This is a genomic window from Neptunomonas sp., from assembly GCF_016744175.1.
In the GTDB taxonomy this organism is placed as follows: domain Bacteria; phylum Pseudomonadota; class Gammaproteobacteria; order Pseudomonadales; family Balneatricaceae; genus Neptunomonas.
Map to the genome: position 1 here is coordinate 19,662 of NZ_JADGEV010000011.1, position 15,748 is coordinate 35,409.

At 45.9% G+C, this 15,748-nt stretch carries 27 protein-coding genes; 1 reads left to right on the forward strand and 26 read right to left on the reverse strand.

From position 1 onward, the window contains the following. Positions 1–160: 160 nt before the first annotated feature. On the forward strand, positions 161–2,986 hold the full coding sequence (gene uvrA, locus QZZ55_RS06870; protein WP_293266601.1) for an excinuclease ABC subunit UvrA: 2,826 nt from the start codon (positions 161–163) through the stop codon (positions 2,984–2,986). A gap of 56 nt (positions 2,987–3,042) precedes the next feature. Here the strand turns inward: uvrA and rplQ are convergent, their stop codons facing one another. From rplQ to rplD, 26 genes are all read right to left on the reverse strand, one after another. Beyond that, positions 3,043–3,432: a 50S ribosomal protein L17 gene (gene rplQ, locus QZZ55_RS06875; protein ID WP_028470375.1), complete on the reverse strand. Its 390-nt coding sequence runs from the start codon at positions 3,430–3,432 to the stop codon at positions 3,043–3,045. Between the two features lie 39 nt (positions 3,433–3,471). Beyond that, complete coding sequence (gene rpoA, locus QZZ55_RS06880) at positions 3,472–4,476, reverse strand: DNA-directed RNA polymerase subunit alpha (RefSeq protein WP_293266602.1); 1,005 nt, start codon at positions 4,474–4,476, stop codon at positions 3,472–3,474. Between the two features lie 26 nt (positions 4,477–4,502). Beyond that, the gene (gene rpsD / locus QZZ55_RS06885) at positions 4,503–5,123 is read right to left on the reverse strand and encodes a 30S ribosomal protein S4 (protein ID WP_293266603.1); all 621 of its coding nucleotides are present in this window, start codon (positions 5,121–5,123) and stop codon (positions 4,503–4,505) included. A 15-nt stretch (positions 5,124–5,138) separates the two neighbouring features. Next, complete coding sequence (rpsK, locus tag QZZ55_RS06890) at positions 5,139–5,528, reverse strand: 30S ribosomal protein S11 (RefSeq protein WP_028470372.1); 390 nt, start codon at positions 5,526–5,528, stop codon at positions 5,139–5,141. Positions 5,529–5,553: 25 nt separating this feature from the next. Further along, the gene (rpsM, locus tag QZZ55_RS06895; protein ID WP_293266604.1) at positions 5,554–5,910 is read right to left on the reverse strand and encodes a 30S ribosomal protein S13; all 357 of its coding nucleotides are present in this window, start codon (positions 5,908–5,910) and stop codon (positions 5,554–5,556) included. Positions 5,911–6,041: 131 nt separating this feature from the next. Next, positions 6,042–6,158: a 50S ribosomal protein L36 gene (gene rpmJ / locus QZZ55_RS06900; protein WP_028470370.1), complete on the reverse strand. Its 117-nt coding sequence runs from the start codon at positions 6,156–6,158 to the stop codon at positions 6,042–6,044. A gap of 16 nt (positions 6,159–6,174) precedes the next feature. Further along, the gene (gene secY / locus QZZ55_RS06905; protein WP_293266605.1) at positions 6,175–7,503 is read right to left on the reverse strand and encodes a preprotein translocase subunit SecY; all 1,329 of its coding nucleotides are present in this window, start codon (positions 7,501–7,503) and stop codon (positions 6,175–6,177) included. Beyond that, a complete protein-coding gene (gene rplO / locus QZZ55_RS06910) occupies positions 7,504–7,938 on the reverse strand; it encodes a 50S ribosomal protein L15 (RefSeq protein WP_293266606.1) in 435 nt (144 codons plus the stop codon). A gap of 14 nt (positions 7,939–7,952) precedes the next feature. Next, positions 7,953–8,135, reverse strand: coding sequence for a 50S ribosomal protein L30 (rpmD, locus tag QZZ55_RS06915; protein WP_028470367.1), 183 nt, complete (start codon positions 8,133–8,135; stop codon positions 7,953–7,955). 6 nt (positions 8,136–8,141) lie between these two features. Next, entirely contained in the window at positions 8,142–8,642 is a 501-nt protein-coding gene (gene rpsE / locus QZZ55_RS06920; protein WP_028470366.1) for a 30S ribosomal protein S5, read from the reverse strand. Positions 8,643–8,653: 11 nt separating this feature from the next. Next, entirely contained in the window at positions 8,654–9,004 is a 351-nt protein-coding gene (gene rplR, locus QZZ55_RS06925; protein ID WP_293266607.1) for a 50S ribosomal protein L18, read from the reverse strand. A 9-nt stretch (positions 9,005–9,013) separates the two neighbouring features. Then, positions 9,014–9,547 (reverse strand): 50S ribosomal protein L6, encoded by a 534-nt coding sequence (gene rplF / locus QZZ55_RS06930; protein WP_293266608.1) that lies wholly within the window; start codon positions 9,545–9,547, stop codon positions 9,014–9,016. A 9-nt stretch (positions 9,548–9,556) separates the two neighbouring features. Continuing rightward, positions 9,557–9,949 carry a 30S ribosomal protein S8 gene (gene rpsH, locus QZZ55_RS06935; protein ID WP_293266609.1) on the reverse strand — a complete coding sequence of 131 codons (393 nt, stop codon included), beginning with the start codon at positions 9,947–9,949 and terminating at the stop codon, positions 9,557–9,559. A gap of 82 nt (positions 9,950–10,031) precedes the next feature. Then, positions 10,032–10,337, reverse strand: a complete 306-nt coding sequence (gene rpsN, locus QZZ55_RS06940) for a 30S ribosomal protein S14 (RefSeq protein ID WP_028470362.1) — start codon at positions 10,335–10,337, stop codon at positions 10,032–10,034. Positions 10,338–10,349: 12 nt separating this feature from the next. Next, a complete protein-coding gene (rplE, locus tag QZZ55_RS06945) occupies positions 10,350–10,889 on the reverse strand; it encodes a 50S ribosomal protein L5 (protein WP_028470361.1) in 540 nt (179 codons plus the stop codon). A 12-nt stretch (positions 10,890–10,901) separates the two neighbouring features. Then, positions 10,902–11,225: a 50S ribosomal protein L24 gene (gene rplX / locus QZZ55_RS06950; RefSeq protein WP_293266610.1), complete on the reverse strand. Its 324-nt coding sequence runs from the start codon at positions 11,223–11,225 to the stop codon at positions 10,902–10,904. A 99-nt stretch (positions 11,226–11,324) separates the two neighbouring features. Continuing rightward, the gene (gene rplN, locus QZZ55_RS06955; RefSeq protein ID WP_028470359.1) at positions 11,325–11,693 is read right to left on the reverse strand and encodes a 50S ribosomal protein L14; all 369 of its coding nucleotides are present in this window, start codon (positions 11,691–11,693) and stop codon (positions 11,325–11,327) included. 75 nt (positions 11,694–11,768) lie between these two features. Beyond that, positions 11,769–12,032, reverse strand: a complete 264-nt coding sequence (gene rpsQ / locus QZZ55_RS06960) for a 30S ribosomal protein S17 (RefSeq protein WP_293266611.1) — start codon at positions 12,030–12,032, stop codon at positions 11,769–11,771. Next, positions 12,029–12,223, reverse strand: a complete 195-nt coding sequence (gene rpmC, locus QZZ55_RS06965) for a 50S ribosomal protein L29 (RefSeq protein ID WP_293266612.1) — start codon at positions 12,221–12,223, stop codon at positions 12,029–12,031. The genes rpsQ and rpmC overlap by 4 nt, the downstream gene beginning before the upstream one ends. Then, complete coding sequence (rplP, locus tag QZZ55_RS06970; protein ID WP_028470356.1) at positions 12,223–12,636, reverse strand: 50S ribosomal protein L16; 414 nt, start codon at positions 12,634–12,636, stop codon at positions 12,223–12,225. The genes rpmC and rplP overlap by 1 nt, the downstream gene beginning before the upstream one ends. An 11-nt stretch (positions 12,637–12,647) precedes the next feature. Further along, positions 12,648–13,334 carry a 30S ribosomal protein S3 gene (gene rpsC / locus QZZ55_RS06975; protein ID WP_293266613.1) on the reverse strand — a complete coding sequence of 229 codons (687 nt, stop codon included), beginning with the start codon at positions 13,332–13,334 and terminating at the stop codon, positions 12,648–12,650. A 24-nt stretch (positions 13,335–13,358) separates the two neighbouring features. Next, the gene (gene rplV / locus QZZ55_RS06980) at positions 13,359–13,688 is read right to left on the reverse strand and encodes a 50S ribosomal protein L22 (RefSeq protein WP_028470354.1); all 330 of its coding nucleotides are present in this window, start codon (positions 13,686–13,688) and stop codon (positions 13,359–13,361) included. A 14-nt stretch (positions 13,689–13,702) separates the two neighbouring features. Beyond that, on the reverse strand, positions 13,703–13,978 hold the full coding sequence (rpsS, locus tag QZZ55_RS06985) for a 30S ribosomal protein S19 (protein WP_028470353.1): 276 nt from the start codon (positions 13,976–13,978) through the stop codon (positions 13,703–13,705). 19 nt (positions 13,979–13,997) lie between these two features. Beyond that, positions 13,998–14,825 (reverse strand): 50S ribosomal protein L2, encoded by an 828-nt coding sequence (gene rplB / locus QZZ55_RS06990; RefSeq protein ID WP_028470352.1) that lies wholly within the window; start codon positions 14,823–14,825, stop codon positions 13,998–14,000. Between the two features lie 13 nt (positions 14,826–14,838). Further along, complete coding sequence (gene rplW / locus QZZ55_RS06995; RefSeq protein ID WP_293266614.1) at positions 14,839–15,135, reverse strand: 50S ribosomal protein L23; 297 nt, start codon at positions 15,133–15,135, stop codon at positions 14,839–14,841. Then, positions 15,132–15,737: a 50S ribosomal protein L4 gene (gene rplD / locus QZZ55_RS07000; protein ID WP_293266683.1), complete on the reverse strand. Its 606-nt coding sequence runs from the start codon at positions 15,735–15,737 to the stop codon at positions 15,132–15,134. The genes rplW and rplD overlap by 4 nt, the downstream gene beginning before the upstream one ends. Between the last annotated feature and the right edge of the window lie 11 nt (positions 15,738–15,748).

Here is a 15,748-nt window from a genome sequence, read left to right on the forward strand (position 1 = left end):
AACCATTATTTATTATTGTAAATCATACCACAGAGAAGATATAAAATTATATGAACCACGCCACATTGAACATATTCATTTTTATGAAACAGAACACATAGCGCTGCCGCCCCTCTGTCCTTTATAATCGATCTCTTTTGTATTCCTGTCTGGAGTAAACATGGACACTATTCTGGTTCGCGGTGCGCGCACCCACAACCTGAAAAATATTGATTTGGATATCCCGCGCGACAAGCTTGTCGTTATTACCGGCCTTTCGGGTTCGGGGAAGTCCTCATTAGCATTTGATACGTTATATGCCGAGGGTCAGAGACGTTACGTTGAATCTTTGTCTACGTATGCCAGACAGTTCTTATCCATGATGGAAAAGCCAGACGTAGACCATATTGAAGGTTTATCGCCAGCTATTTCTATCGAGCAAAAATCAACATCACACAACCCACGCTCTACTGTCGGTACGATAACTGAAATCTATGACTATTTGCGCCTCCTGTTTGCGAGAGCAGGAGAACCGCGCTGCCCAGACCATGACTTACCCCTTGCAGCACAAACTGTCAGCCAAATGGTTGATCAAGTTCTGACTTTAGAAGAAGGCAGCAAGCTAATGCTACTTGCTCCTGTTATCCAAGGCCGCAAAGGTGAGCACTTACACACTTTTCATGACCTAAGAAAGCAAGGTTTTGTACGCGCCAGAATTAACGGCATTATTGTTGATTTAGACAGCGCACCAGAATTAGATAAAAAGAAAAAACACACCATAGAAGCCGTCGTAGATAGATTTAAAGTACGTGATGATCTTCAAATACGCCTCGCAGAGTCTTTTGAAACCGCACTTAACCTTACAGATGGTATTGCGCGTATCGCCTATATGGATGGCGAAGCACCTGACCTCATATTTTCATCTCGCTTTGCTTGTCCTGAATGCGGACATAGTATTCAAGAGCTTGAACCAAGGCTCTTTTCGTTTAACAACCCTCACGGCGCATGCCCAGGCTGCGATGGATTAGGGGTTAAACAATTTTTTGATCCTAATAAAGTGATTCAGGACTCCAGCTTAACTCTATCCGAGGGCGCCATTCGCGGCTGGGACAGAAGAACGCTCTACTATTTCCAGCAGTTGAAAGCGGTAGCTAATCACTACTCTTTTGATATTGATACACCCTTCGAACTGCTTACTACAGCACAACAAGCCCTGATCTTGGAAGGAACAGGTAGTGAAGATGTTCCTTTTACCTATCTAAACGACCGAGGCGATACAATTACCAAGTCGCATCCCTTCGAAGGCGTATTAAATAATCTTCAACGGCGCTACAAAGAAACAGAATCCGACATGGTGAGGGAGGACCTTGCTAAGTATCTAAATATGCAGCCCTGCCCTTCGTGTAATGGCAGCCGATTAAGAAGAGATGCACGGCACGTATACATTGATCAACATACACTTCCCGAGATGGTTACTATGCCCATCGGGGCAAGTCTTGAATATTACGAAAACCTCAAGCTAAGCGGCAAACAAGGCGAAATCGCAGACAAAATACTTAAAGAAATCCGATTACGTCTGTCGTTCCTTGTTAACGTAGGGTTAGATTACTTATCACTCGACCGTAAGGCCGATACATTATCCGGTGGTGAAGCACAGCGCATAAGACTAGCAAGCCAGATTGGTGCGGGCTTAGTGGGTGTCATGTACATTCTTGACGAACCGTCTATAGGCCTTCATCAACGCGACAACGAACGCTTATTGCAAACTCTCGTTCATTTGCGAGACCTAGGTAATACCGTCATTGTTGTTGAACACGACGAAGACGCAATTAGGCTAGCTGATTATGTAATAGATGTTGGCCCGGGTGCAGGCGTACATGGAGGAGAAATTGTTGCTTGCGGGACCCCTGATCAAGTAATTAATAACAGCGCATCACTCACAGGCCAATATCTATCGGGTATTAAATGTATTGCCATCCCCGAAAGAAGAAACCCGGTTGACCAAACAAAGCTCCTCACTCTTTCAGGCGCAACTGGTAACAACCTACAAAACGTCACTATTGAAATCCCACTGGGCTTAATGACCTGTATCACAGGCGTGTCCGGCTCAGGCAAATCAACTCTGATTAACAACACGCTTTACCCTCTCGCTGCAACAGAACTTAATAACGCAACAACCCTTGATGCCGCTCCCTATGATTCGATTGATGGCCTACAACATTTAGATAAAGTTATTGATATTGACCAAAGTCCAATAGGGCGTACGCCACGCTCAAATCCGGCAACATACACTGGTATTTTCACACCAATAAGAGAGCTTTTAGCGGGAACACAAGAAGCGCGCTCTCGTGGATATAAACCAGGGCGCTTTAGCTTTAATGTTAAAGGAGGACGTTGCGAGGCATGTCAGGGCGACGGCGTAATAAAAGTCGAAATGCATTTCCTGGCAGATATTTACGTGCCATGCGATGTGTGCAAAGGCAAACGTTACAACCGGGAAACACTTGAGATTGAATATAAGGGCAAAAGCATTGATGCAATACTTAAGCTAACCGTAGAGGATGCTAGAGAATTTTTTGATGCTATTCCTGCTCTTGCAAGACGACTACAAACATTAATTGACGTTGGCTTGTCTTACATACGCTTGGGACAATCGGCAACAACCCTATCTGGCGGCGAGGCACAGCGCGTAAAACTTGCGAAAGAACTGTCCAAAAGAGATACAGGCCAGACCTTGTACATTCTGGATGAACCAACAACTGGATTACATTTCCATGATATCGAGCAACTGATGTCTGTACTGAGAAGACTGAGAGATCATGGAAACACAGTGGTTATCATAGAACACAATCTAGATGTTGTTAAAACAGCCGACTGGATCGTTGACCTTGGCCCCGAAGGCGGCATAAATGGAGGCATGATTGTAGCTACAGGAACACCAGAAGACGTTGCTAGTAATTCCGACTCTCACACAGCGCGCTTTTTGAAGCCTCTATTAAAATTATAATAGAGCAGACATAAAAAACCCGGCCTAGGCCGGGTTTTTTTATGAGGGTTAATTAATTAACCTTCAACTTCTTCAGCTGCACCAGTTACCTTACGGTCAACTAGTTCAACATAAGCCATAGGAGCACAGTCACCTGGACGGTTCCCACATTTTAAAATGCGGATATATCCACCCGGACGGTTCGCATAACGAGGTCCTAGGTCAGTGAATAGCTTACCAACAGCTTCTTTACTACGAGTACGGTCAAATGCCAAACGGCGATTTGCAACCGAATCTTCTTTCGCCAGTGTAATCAGTGGCTCAGCTACGCGGCGAAGTTCTTTCGCTTTTGGCAAAGTAGTTCGGATCAGTTCATGCTCAAATAATGAGCATGCCATGTTCTTGAACATCGCTTTGCGGTGCGAGCTGGTACGATTTAAATGACGACCAGATTTACGATGACGCATTATAAATTCCTTACCAACTTGGTCAGTTAAAACCGCATCTTACGATGCGATCTTATCGTCGTTCTTCAGGCTAGCCGGAGGCCAGTTTTCAAGACGCATGCCCAAAGAAAGACCTTTGGAAGCAAGTACATCTTTAATCTCTGTCAGCGACTTCTTACCTAGATTTGGGGTTTTCAGCAGCTCAACTTCTGTACGCTGGATCAGATCACCAATATAGTAAATCTGTTCCGCTTTCAGGCAGTTGGCAGAACGAACCGTCAATTCCAAATCATCGACTGGGCGCAACAGAATTGGATCTACTTCCGGCTCTGCTGGCTCATCTTTCGCCTGATCAGCTGCATCTTCAAGATCAACAAAAACAGACAACTGATGTTGAAGAATTGTAGCTGCACGACGAATGCACTCTTCAGGATCAATCGTACCGTTCGACTCGATATCAATAACCAGCTTATCTAGGTCAGTACGCTGTTCCACACGAGCACTTTCGACGACATAAGAAACACGGCGTACCGGACTATAAGAAGCATCCAATTGGAGACGACCAATAGCACGAGTTTCATCTTCGTCACTAGCGCGAGTGTCAGCAGGCACATAACCACGTCCGTTGGTTACTTTTAGCTGCATATTCAGAGTCGCACCTGAGTTCAGGTGAGCAATCACGTGGTCGGGATTTGCAATCTCTGCATCCTGGTTCAACTGAATATCACCAGCTGTTACAGCACCTGAGCCTGATTTGCTCAAAGTCAGAGTTGCTTCTTCGCCATTGTGTAGCGTGATAGCAACGCCTTTAAGGTTAAGAAGGATCTCAATGACATCCTCCTGCACACCTTCAATTGTGCTGTATTCATGCAAGACACCGTCAATCTCAACTTCAGTGATGGCACAGCCAGGCATTGAAGAGAGTAGGATACGACGTAAAGCATTTCCCAACGTATGACCGAAACCGCGTTCTAGCGGCTCCAATGTCACTTTAGCACGTGTGTTACTGATTTCCTGGACATCAATATGACGAGGACTCAGAAACTCATTTACAGAACGCTGCATAGTTCCACCAATCAAGAGTTCATGAATTACTTAGAGTACAGCTCAACGATCAGCTGCTCATTGATGTCAGCTGACAATTCGCTACGCTCAGGGATAGACTTATATATGCCTTCCATTTTGCCAGCATCAACTGAAACCCACTCAATTGGAGCACGCTGCGAAGCCAGATCTAGTGCGCTTTTAACACGCAGCTGGTTCTTAGCTTTTTCACGAACTGCGACCACATCACCCGCTTGCACTTTATAAGATGCAATGTTTACAACCTGACCATTAATAGTGATCTGGCGGTGTGATACGACCTGACGAGCTTCAGCACGTGTAGAACCAAAACCCATACGATAAACTACGTTATCTAGACGACCTTCAAGCAGTTGAAGCAGGTTTTCACCTGTTGAACCAGCCTGACGAGCGGCTTCTTTGTAGTAATTACGGAACTGACGTTCCAGCACACCGTAAATACGGCGAACTTTTTGTTTTTCACGAAGCTGTAGACCGTAATCGGACAGACGACCTCGACGAGCACCATGTACACCAGGAACAGTTTCAGCTTTACACTTACTATCCAGTGCACGGACACCACTCTTCAAGAACAGGTCTGTACCTTCACGGCGTGACAGCTTGCACTTTGGCCCAAGATATCTTGCCATTATACCGTCTCCAGTTTATACGCGACGTTTTTTCGGTGGACGACAGCCGTTGTGTGGAATCGGCGTGACATCAGTAATGTTTGTAATTTTGTAGCCGCAACCGTTCAGCGCACGAACTGCCGATTCACGACCAGGTCCAGGACCTTTTACAAACACGTCAAGATTTTTCAAACCATAATCCAATGCAGCCTGGCCGGCACGCTCTGCAGCAACCTGCGCAGCGAACGGTGTACTTTTACGAGAACCACGGAAGCCGGAGCCGCCTGAAGTCGCCCATGAAAGTGCATTACCCTGGCGATCGGTAATGGTTATAATTGTGTTGTTAAAAGAAGCGTGGATGTGAGCTAACCCATCTACAACTTGCTTTTTAACTTTTTTACGTGTGCGATTACCTGGCTTAGCCATATTGGAAATTCCTATCGCTTAACACTTATTTACGGATCGGCTTACGTGGACCTTTGCGCGTACGCGCGTTGGTCTTACTACGCTGCCCACGAACAGGCAGGTTACGACGATGACGAATACCACGGAAACAACCGAGATCCATGAGACGTTTAATGCTCATAGATACTTCACGGCGTAGGTCACCTTCAACTGTAAACTTGCCAACTTCACCACGAACTACATCAAGCTGCGCTTCGCTAAGCTCTGAAATCTTAGTTGCTTCGGTTACACCAGAAGCTTCACAGATTTTTTTTGCAGTCGTACGGCCAATCCCATAAATGTAAGTCAGAGAAATAACCGCATGCTTATTGTCAGGAATATTGACGCCAGCTATACGGGCCATTCAACTTACTCCATCTTAAAAGTGCTCTCATGAGCACAATTCTATAAATATGTTCATAGAAAGCGCGACATTATACGCCTTGCTTAATATTAAAGCAAGGCCTCACGCTTTCTACTCCCTTTGCCAGGTAATTAACCCTGACGCTGCTTATGGCGAGGTTCCACCTTGCAGATCACACGAACCGCACCATTGCGACGTACAATCTTGCAGTTACGACAGATCTTTTTAACAGATGCACGCACCTTCATGATCCACTCCTAGCGCTCAACGCAGCAAGCCTGCGCCGCCACCTTTGAGATTTGATTTTTTCATCAGGGACTCGTATTGGTGAGACATCAAATGTGACTGCACCTGAGCCATAAAGTCCATTACAACAACCACTACGATCAACAGAGATGTTCCGCCGAAGTAGAAGGGCACATTCCAAGCAACCACGAGAAACTGAGGCATTAAAGACACAGCCGTGATATAGAGCGCACCACATAGTGTTAGACGACCTAACACGGAGTCAATGTAACGAGCAGATTGCTCTCCTGGGCGAATCCCCGGGATAAAAGCACCTGACTTCTTCAAGTTGTCTGCTACTTCACGTGGATTAAACATAATCGCCGTGTAGAAATAACAGAAAAACACTATGCATACTGCAAACAAAATAATGTACAAGGGCTGACCCGGCGCAAGCGCCAAGGCAAAGTCCTGTAATAATTCCATTCCCTCAGTTTGCCCAAACCACTGGCCAACTGATGCAGGAAACAACAAAATACTAGACGCAAAGATTGGAGGAATAACACCAGCCATATTAACTTTCAATGGTAGGTGGCTGGTTTGAGCAGCGAAAACCTGACGCCCTTGCTGTCTTTTTGCGTAATTTATGGTGATACGGCGTTGACCGCGTTCCATAAATACAACAAATCCGACCGTAGCAACTGCTAAAACAGCTATTGCTAGTAACGCAAGAATATTCAGATCACCCTGTCGAGCAGACTCAAAAGACTGCCCAATAGCACTCGGTAAACCAGCAACAATACCAGCGAAAATCAAAATCGAAATACCATTACCAATACCGCGCTCAGTAACCTGCTCTCCTAACCACATGAGGAAAACTGCACCAGCAACTAGTGTCACAACTGCGACAAAGTAGAAGCTAGGCCCTCCGAGGAAAGCAATTCCCTGATTCGCAAGTCCAACAGCCATACCAAATGACTGAACGGTAGCTAACAAGACTGTACCGTAACGTGTGTATTGGTTGATCTTACGACGACCCGACTCACCTTCTTTCTTTAACTGCTCAAGCTTTGGGCTCACAACGGTCATTAACTGCATAATAATAGAGGCAGAAATATACGGCATGATTCCAAGCGCGAGAATACTCATACGCTCTAAAGCGCCACCTGAGAACATATTAAAGAGGCTGAGAATCGTCCCCTGATTTTGATCGAACAGTGCAGCCAGACGATCAGGGTTAATACCAGGAACAGGTATATGCGCTCCAATACGGTAAACCACGATAGCCAGCAACACAAAGCGCAGACGAGACCATAGCTCACCTAAACCACTTTGCTTGCCTGCCGGTATTGATCCTTTCTTAGCCATTTACGCCTCGATTTTGCCGCCAGCAGCTTCGATTGCAGCCAAAGCACCTTTAGTCACGCGAAGGCCTTTGATGTTGACTGCTTTCTTTAGCTCACCTGACAAGATGATTTTCGCAGACTTTATCTCTTCAGAGATAATATCTGCAGATTTCAGTGCTGCCAGATCAATTACTTCCGCTTCAATGCCGTTTAATTCGTTTAAACGAATTTCAGCAACAAAGCGTGCTTTTCGGGAAGTGAAGCCGAACTTAGGCAGACGACGCTGCAACGGCATCTGACCGCCTTCAAAACCCGGTTTTACAGTACCACCGGAGCGGGACTTCTGACCCTTGTGACCACGACCACCAGTTTTTCCTAAACCAGAACCAATACCGCGTCCGACGCGTTTTGGAGCAGGTTTAGAACCAGCAGCTGGACTTAGAGTGTTCAGACGCATGTGACGAACTCCTCTTACTCGCCTACTACACTAACCATGTAGTGGACTTTATTGATCATACCGCGAACTGAAGGAGTATCTTCAAGTTCAACAATATGTCCGATGCGGCGCAAACCCAGACCTTTAACACACAATTTGTGCTTAGGTAAGATACCGATTGGGCTGCGGACCAGTTTAACTTTCAAAGTATTAGCCATAATAGTCTACCCCAGAATCTCTTCTACAGACTTACCACGCTTAGCAGCAATATCTTCAGGAGAGCGCATTTGCTGCAATCCTTTAAATGTTGCACGCACTACGTTGATAGGATTTGTAGATCCGTAGCATTTAGCCAATACGTTGTGCACACCAGCGATTTCCAAAACGGAACGCATAGCACCACCGGCAATTACACCAGTACCTTGAGAGGCTGGCTGCATATATACTTTTGAAGCACCGTGGCGTGCTTTAATAGGATACTGCAAAGTATCTCCATTAAGCTCAACACGGATCATGTTGCGACGGGCTGCTTCCATTGCTTTTTGAATTGCAACAGGCACTTCGCGGGCTTTACCTCGGCCGAAACCAACACGCCCTTTACCATCACCAACTACAGTCAGCGCTGTAAAAGCAAAAATACGTCCACCTTTAACTACTTTGGCAACGCGATTTACTTGAACTAGCTTTTCCTGTAGATCACCATCTTTTTGTTCGTGATTTGACATCATCGACCCCTTTAGAATTCCAGGCCGCCTTCACGGGCTGCGTCAGCTAGCGCTTTAATACGACCGTGGAATTTAAATCCCGAACGGTCAAAAGCAACCTTAGTGATACCTGCTTCTTTAGCACGCTCTGCAATCAAAGCGCCTACTTTTACTGCAGCATCGGCGTTACCAGTACTACCTGTGCGTAGCGCTTGCTCAACTGTTGATGCAGAAGCCAGAACCTGACCCCCATCAGCAGAAATTAGCTGAGCATAAATGTGACGTGGTGTGCGGTTAACACACAGACGCGCAGCACCAAGTTCACGCATTTTCAGGCGAGCACGCAGTGAGCGACGAATACGAGCTTTTTTCTTAGCGTTCATAACCCTGCCTTACTTCTTCTTAGCCTCTTTACGACGAACATGTTCGTCAGCATAACGTACGCCTTTGCCTTTATAAGGCTCAGGTGGACGAAACGCGCGAACTTCTGCCGCTACCTGACCAACACGCTGTTTATCAGCACCACTAATAACAATTGTGGTTTGGTTAGGCATTGAAGCTGTTATGCCTTCAGGCAATTGATATTCGATTGGATGCGAGAAACCCAAAGTTAAGTTAATTGTGGTGCCTTTAACAGCAGCACGATAACCAACACCTTGTAATAACAAAGTTTTCGCAAAACCTTCGCATACACCGACAACCATATTGTTGACAATAGAACGGGCTGTACCGGACATTGAACGCGAGATTTTAGAACCATCTCGGGCTGTGAACGTAAGTACATTACCTTCTTGTTCCATAGAAACTGATGGGTGCATATTAATAGCTAGCTTACCGTTCTTACCGGATACGCTAACAGACTGCCCTTCAAGTTTCAGATCAACACCTGCAGGAATGACTACGGGATTTTTAGCAATACGTGACATTGTAACCCCTTAGAATACCGTGCAAATGATTTCACCACCGATACCGGCAGCACGTGCAGCGCGATCAGTCATCATACCTTTTGAGGTAGATACGATCGCCACACCAAGACCAGCTGCGATAGTAGGCAGCTCTTTAGTTGCCTTATAGATGCGCAGACCTGGACGACTAACTCTTTTAATCTCTTCGATTACCGGCTTACCATCAAAGTATTTCAGTTCGATAGTGAGAAGAGGTTTAGCTTCACCTTCTACAACGTAGTCAGTGATATAACCTTCACTCTTCAACACTTCAGCAACTGATACTTTAATCTTGGAAGACGGCATAGATACGGCTGTTTTTTCAGCCATATGACCATTACGAATACGTGTTAACATATCCGCCAATGTATCTTGCATGCTCATGCATTTACTTCCTCAGTTGTGCAGCACAATGCGGTAGCAGTTTCCTGCCCTGACCATCGTGCTTACCATTTAACAAACTGTATTACCAGCTTGCTTTCTTAAGACCCGGAACATCACCGCGCATTGCTGCTTCACGCAATTTGTTACGACACAAACCAAATTTACGGTACACACCATGTGGGCGACCGGTAATTTGACAACGATTACGTTGACGGCTCGGGCTAGAATCGCGCGGCAGTTTCTGCAGCGCAACAGTTGCGTCCCAACGTTCTTCTTCAGAAGACGCGGCACTATTAATAATTTCTTTAAGCTGTGTACGCTTTGCAGCGAATTTAACAACAGCTTTAGCACGCTTATCTTCACGCGCTTTCATAGATGACTTAGCCATTCTTAACCCCTGTTAAATCTTAAACGGAAAATTCAAGGCAGCCAGCAGGGCGCGACCTTCGTCGTTTGTCTTAGCAGTTGTTGTGATCGTAATATCCAAACCACGCAATTTATCCACTTTATCGTATTCGATTTCAGGGAAAATAATCTGCTCTTTGACACCCATGCTGTAGTTGCCACGACCGTCAAAAGATTTCGGGTTGAGGCCACGGAAGTCACGAATACGAGGGATAGAGACATCTACCAATCGATCCATAAAGTCCCACATCTGCTTTCCACGCAACGTCACTTTACATCCAATTGGCCAGCCTTCACGAACTTTGAAGCCTGCAATAGATGTGCGCGCCAATGTTACTACAGGTTTCTGACCAGCAATAGCTGTCATATCATTCACAGCATATTCCATCTGCTTCTTATCACCTAAAGCTTCACCAACACCCATATTAAGAGTGATTTTTGTAATGCGCGGAACAGCCATAACGTTAGGGCTGCTTAGTTCTTCTTTAAGCTTCTGCTTAACTTCACTAGCATAAAGCGCTTTCAATCTTGACATAACATTCGCTCCTTATTTTCCGCCGCCGACGATTTCGCCATTGGATTTAAAGAAGCGAACCTTGGTGCCATCTTCAAGCACTTTAAAGCCCACACGATCACCCTTACCTGTAGCCGGGTTGAAAATGGCAACATTAGAAGTAGTAATCCCTGCTTCTTTCTCAACAATACCACCTGGCTTACCCAATTGAGGGTTAGGCTTGGTGCTTTTTTTAACCATGTTGATACCGGAAATAATAAGGCGATCGTCCGTCAACACACGAAGAACCGTACCGCGCTTACCTTTATCTTTACCTGCAATAACGACCACTTCGTCGTCACGTATAATCTTACGCATGCTATACCTTTATCGCTTCCTACTACCTGCTCATGCTCAAAAACGCCAAACCCTTTCGGGCATGGCGTTTCAATAGACAAAACTCCGAAGAATTCAGTCTTAAAGCACTTCAGGCGCCAGGGAAATGATTTTCATAAACTTCTCAGAACGAAGTTCACGCGTTACTGGGCCAAAAATACGCGTACCCATAGGTGCGTTGTTCGCATTCAATAAAACCGCTGAATTTACATCAAAACGGATTACAGAACCATCTGGACGACGAACACCTTTACGGGTACGTACTACAACAGCGTTAAGAACCTGACCTTTTTTAACTTTACCGCGCGGAATTGCTTCCTTCACAGTAACCTTAATGATGTCACCAATACCTGCGTAACGGCGGTGTGAACCACCCAGAACCTTAATACACTGCACTCGCTTAGCACCGCTGTTATCAGCGACATCAAGCATCGATTCAGTTTGAATCATGGTCTACTCCAAAATATGTTAGCTGCCCGTCAAATCATGACGGGCAAACCGTCAACTGGAGCGAAGGCGCGTATTCTACACCTTCGCAGCACGCTCATCAACACTTACAAGCGCCCAAGTTTTACTCTTGGAGTAAGGACGGGTTTCTTCGATCGTTACAAGATCACCCGCATGGCACTCATTTTTCTCATCGTGAGCATGCAACTTGGAGGAGCGAGTCATGAACTTTCCGTAAATCGGATGCTTCTCTTTACGCTCAACCAGAACTGTGATGGTTTTATCCATCTTGTCACTGACAACACGTCCAACAACAGTCCGAGTACGTTTTTCAGCGCTCATTTTTCACCTGCCTTATCATTCAGTACTGTCTTAACGCGAGCCACGTCGCGACGAACCTGACCCAGAAGGTGAGTCTGTGACAGTTGACCAGTTGATTTCTGCATACGCAGATGGAACTGATCTTTCAAAAGACCCAACAATACTTGCTGAAGCTCTTCTGAAGACTTTTCACGAAGTTCTTGGGCATTCATTACATCACCGTCCGTTTGACAATGGTTGTAGACACCGGCAATTTAGCAGTCGCTAGAGCAAAAGCCTCAGTAACCAGATCTTCAGGTACACCGCTAATTTCGAATAACACACGACCCGGCTGGATCTGAGCTACCCAATATTCTACGTTACCTTTACCTTTACCCATACGCACTTCTAGTGGCTTATTAGTAATCGGCTTATCTGGAAAAATACGAATCCAGATTTTACCACCACGCTTAACGTGACGGGTCATAGCACGACGTGCAGCTTCGATCTGGCGCGCAGTAATACGACCACGACCGGTAGCTTTAAGACCGTACTCACCAAAGCTAACTTTGCTGCCGCGATGTGCAAGACCGCGATTACGGCCCTTCATCATCTTACGGAATTTAAGTCGTTTAGGTTGCAACATTGACGTTCACCTCACTTAGAACCTTTCTTCTTAGGCGCATTTTTCTTCTCAGCACGTACCTGTTCGATACCACCGAGAACTTCACCTTTGAAGATCCAGACTTTAACGCCAATCACACCATAAGTAGTGTGCGCCTCATAAGGTGCATAATCGATATCTGCACGCAGCGTATGCAAAGGTACACGACCTTCACGATACCACTCAGAACGTGCGATTTCAGCGCCACCCAAACGACCGCCAACCTGAATCTTAATACCCTTAGCACCTAAGCGCATAGCGTTCTGCACAGCGCGCTTCATAGCACGACGGAACATAACACGACGCTCAAGCTGACTAGCAACACCTTGTGCTACTAACATTGCATCAAGTTCAGGCTTGCGAATCTCTTCGATGTTGATGTGAACTGGCACACCCATCATGTCAGAAACAGCATTACGCAGTTTCTCAACATCTTCACCTTTTTTACCAATCACAATACCCGGACGAGCCGTAAATATAGTGATTTTAGCATTCTGTGCAGGACGCTCAATTTCGATGCGGCTTACAGAAGCATTTTTTAACTGACCTTCAAGGTAATTACGTACCTGAAGATCGTTTTGCAATTTTCTTGCATATTCTGACTTGTCGGCATACCACACAGAAGTGTGATCTTTGACGATTCCAAGTCGAATACCGGTCGGATGTATTTTCTGACCCATAACGAACTCTCCTAGCACTCAGCCTTAGTCGGACACCTTAACGGTGATATGGGAGTTGCGCTTCAGGATGCGATCTGCGCGACCCTTAGCACGTGGCTTGATGCGTTTCATAGTTACACCTTCATCAGCGAAGATTGTAGAAACATGCAACTCATCAATATCAGCACCGTCATTATGCTCGGCGTTTGCAATAGCAGACTCCAAAACTTTTTTAACGAGTACTGCAGCCTTTTTTGGGCTAAAAGCTAAGATATTCAAAGCTTCACCCACCGACTTCCCGCGAATCTGATCAGCGACTAGGCGCACTTTCTGGGCAGAAATGCGAGCGCCAATTAATTTAGCAGCGACTTCCATCATTTAACCCCTTATTAACGCTTAGCCTTCTTATTCGCAGCATGGCCACGATAAGTACGCGTAGCAGCGAATTCGCCAAGTTTATGACCTACCATATCTTCAGTCACGAAGACTGGAACGTGCTGGCGGCCGTTATGAACTGCAATCGTCATCCCAACAAAGTGCGGGAAGATAGTAGAGCGACGTGACCAAGTTTTGATTGGTTTACGATCGCTCGCTTCAATTGCAGCTTCTACCTTCTTCAACAGGTGAAGGTCGATAAATGGACCTTTCTTCAGTGAACGTGGCACAGCTGTATCCTCAAGTTAGTTACTTAGCAGAACGACGACGAACGATTAGCTTGTTCGTGCGTTTATTCTTACGTGTCTTATAACCTTTAGTAGGCACACCCCATGGAGTAACAGGATGACGACCGCCCGAAGTACGACCCTCACCACCACCATGCGGATGATCTACTGGGTTCATCGCAACACCGCGAACGGTTGGACGAACACCTTTCCAGCGCTTAGCACCGGCTTTACCGAGCTGACGCAGACTGTGTTCACTGTTGCCAACTTCACCCAACGTTGCGCGACACTCAACCAGCACTTTACGCATCTCACCAGAACGTAGACGCAATGTAGCATACGTCCCTTCACGCGCAACTAACTGAGCAGATGTACCCGCAGAACGAGCAATCTGAGCACCTTTACCAGGTTTCAGTTCGATACAGTGAATAACACTACCCAAAGGAATGTTGCGCAATGGCAACGTGTTACCCGCTTTAATATCAGCATCAACGCCAGAAACTAAACTAGTTCCAGCAGAAACACCCTTCGGCGCAATAATGTAGCGACGCTCACCATCTGCATACTTCAGCAGGGCAAGGTGCGCAGTACGGTTTGGATCATATTCCAGACGCTCAACAACTGCCGGGATACCATCCTTATTGCGACGAAAATCAATAACGCGATAATGCTGCTTATGACCACCACCAATGTGACGAGTCGTAATGCGACCATTATTGTTACGACCACCGCTCTTGCTTTTCTTTTCGATCAATGCAGCTAAAGGCTTGCCTTTATGCAGCTCAGCATTTACAACCTTAACTACGTGACGACGTCCAGCAGAGGTTGGCTTTGATTTCATAACCGCCATAACTTAACCTCTCTTATTCGCCACCAAGAAAATCAATCTCAGAGCCAGCAGCAAGACATACATATGCCTTACGAACATCGCTACGCTTGCCTAGGCCGCGTGCGGTGCGCTTGGTCTTACCCTTAGCATTGAGAACATTAACGCCAGATACTTTGACGTTAAACAGCTGCTCAACTGCTTCTTTGATTTCAGGTTTGGTAGCATCTTTAGCCACACGAAAAACTACTTGCTGAGCATTATCAGCAATAATAGTTGCTTTTTCCGAGATATGAGGACCTAACAATACTTTGTATAGACGTTCCTGGTTCATGCTAATGCCTCCTCAATTTTCTTAAGAGCAGGTACAGTAACTACAACCTTATCAAAACCAACCAAACTTACTGGGTCAATTCCGGCAACATCACGTACATCCACATGCGGAACATTACGAGCAGCCAAGTATAGGTTTGCTTCAACATCTTCAGTCACGATCAACGCGCTTGCTAGATCAAATTCTTTCATCTTAGCAATAAACTGTTTAGTTTTTGGCGTATCCATTGAGAATTGATCAACAACTACCAGACGATCCTGGCGAACCAATTCAGAGAAGATGCAACGCATAGCTGCACGATACATTTTCTTGTTCACTTTCTGCGAGTAGCTACGCGGCTTTGCAGCAAACGTAACACCACCACTACGCCAGATAGGCGAACGTATAGTACCGGCACGCGCACGACCTGTTCCTTTCTGACGGAAAGGCTTAGCGCCACCACCAGAAACTTCAGAGCGAGTTTTCTGTGCTTTTGTACCTTGACGAGCACCAGCCAGGTAAGCATTAACTACCTGGTGTACCAATGCTTCGTTGAATTCTTTACCAAATGCCAAATCGGATACTTCGACCGATCCATTAGCTCCAGCGAGATTCAGATTCATCATAACCCCCC

Excerpts from the sequence above, each read along its gene's own strand:
- rpoA (WP_293266602.1), bottom strand. The coding sequence starts at position 4,476 with ATGCAGCGTTCTGTAAATGAGTTTCTGAGTCCTCGTCATATTGATGTC.
- rplO (WP_293266606.1), bottom strand. The coding sequence starts at position 7,938 with ATGCGTCTGAACACTCTAAGTCCAGCTGCTGGTTCTAAACCTGCTCCA.
- rplE (WP_028470361.1), bottom strand. The coding sequence starts at position 10,889 with ATGTCAAGATTGAAAGCGCTTTATGCTAGTGAAGTTAAGCAGAAGCTT.
- rpsC (WP_293266613.1), bottom strand. The coding sequence starts at position 13,334 with ATGGGTCAGAAAATACATCCGACCGGTATTCGACTTGGAATCGTCAAA.
- rpmC (WP_293266612.1), bottom strand. The coding sequence starts at position 12,223 with ATGAATGCCCAAGAACTTCGTGAAAAGTCTTCAGAAGAGCTTCAGCAA.
- rplV (WP_028470354.1), bottom strand. The coding sequence starts at position 13,688 with ATGGAAGTCGCTGCTAAATTAATTGGCGCTCGCATTTCTGCCCAGAAA.
- rpsN (WP_028470362.1), bottom strand. The coding sequence starts at position 10,337 with ATGGCTAAGTCATCTATGAAAGCGCGTGAAGATAAGCGTGCTAAAGCT.
- rplB (WP_028470352.1), bottom strand. The coding sequence starts at position 14,825 with ATGGCGGTTATGAAATCAAAGCCAACCTCTGCTGGACGTCGTCACGTA.
- rplX (WP_293266610.1), bottom strand. The coding sequence starts at position 11,225 with ATGCGTAAGATTATACGTGACGACGAAGTGGTCGTTATTGCAGGTAAA.
- rplQ (WP_028470375.1), bottom strand. The coding sequence starts at position 3,432 with ATGCGTCATCGTAAATCTGGTCGTCATTTAAATCGTACCAGCTCGCAC.
- rpsH (WP_293266609.1), bottom strand. The coding sequence starts at position 9,949 with ATGAGCATGCAAGATACATTGGCGGATATGTTAACACGTATTCGTAAT.
- rplD (WP_293266683.1), bottom strand. The coding sequence starts at position 15,737 with ATGAATCTGAATCTCGCTGGAGCTAATGGATCGGTCGAAGTATCCGAT.
- rplP (WP_028470356.1), bottom strand. The coding sequence starts at position 12,636 with ATGTTGCAACCTAAACGACTTAAATTCCGTAAGATGATGAAGGGCCGT.
- rplW (WP_293266614.1), bottom strand. The coding sequence starts at position 15,135 with ATGAACCAGGAACGTCTATACAAAGTATTGTTAGGTCCTCATATCTCG.
- uvrA (WP_293266601.1), top strand. The coding sequence starts at position 161 with ATGGACACTATTCTGGTTCGCGGTGCGCGCACCCACAACCTGAAAAAT.
- rplF (WP_293266608.1), bottom strand. The coding sequence starts at position 9,547 with ATGTCACGTATTGCTAAAAATCCCGTAGTCATTCCTGCAGGTGTTGAT.
- secY (WP_293266605.1), bottom strand. The coding sequence starts at position 7,503 with ATGGCTAAGAAAGGATCAATACCGGCAGGCAAGCAAAGTGGTTTAGGT.
- rplN (WP_028470359.1), bottom strand. The coding sequence starts at position 11,693 with ATGATTCAAACTGAATCGATGCTTGATGTCGCTGATAACAGCGGTGCT.
- rpmD (WP_028470367.1), bottom strand. The coding sequence starts at position 8,135 with ATGGCTAATACTTTGAAAGTTAAACTGGTCCGCAGCCCAATCGGTATC.
- rpsQ (WP_293266611.1), bottom strand. The coding sequence starts at position 12,032 with ATGAGCGCTGAAAAACGTACTCGGACTGTTGTTGGACGTGTTGTCAGT.
- rpsM (WP_293266604.1), bottom strand. The coding sequence starts at position 5,910 with ATGGCCCGTATAGCTGGCGTCAATATTCCTGACAATAAGCATGCGGTT.
- rpsE (WP_028470366.1), bottom strand. The coding sequence starts at position 8,642 with ATGTCAAATCACGAACAAAAAGATGGTGATCTACAGGAAAAGCTAGTT.
- rplR (WP_293266607.1), bottom strand. The coding sequence starts at position 9,004 with ATGAACGCTAAGAAAAAAGCTCGTATTCGTCGCTCACTGCGTGCTCGC.
- rpsK (WP_028470372.1), bottom strand. The coding sequence starts at position 5,528 with ATGGCTAAGCCAGGTAATCGCACACGTAAAAAAGTTAAAAAGCAAGTT.
- rpmJ (WP_028470370.1), bottom strand. The coding sequence starts at position 6,158 with ATGAAGGTGCGTGCATCTGTTAAAAAGATCTGTCGTAACTGCAAGATT.
- rpsD (WP_293266603.1), bottom strand. The coding sequence starts at position 5,123 with ATGGCAAGATATCTTGGGCCAAAGTGCAAGCTGTCACGCCGTGAAGGT.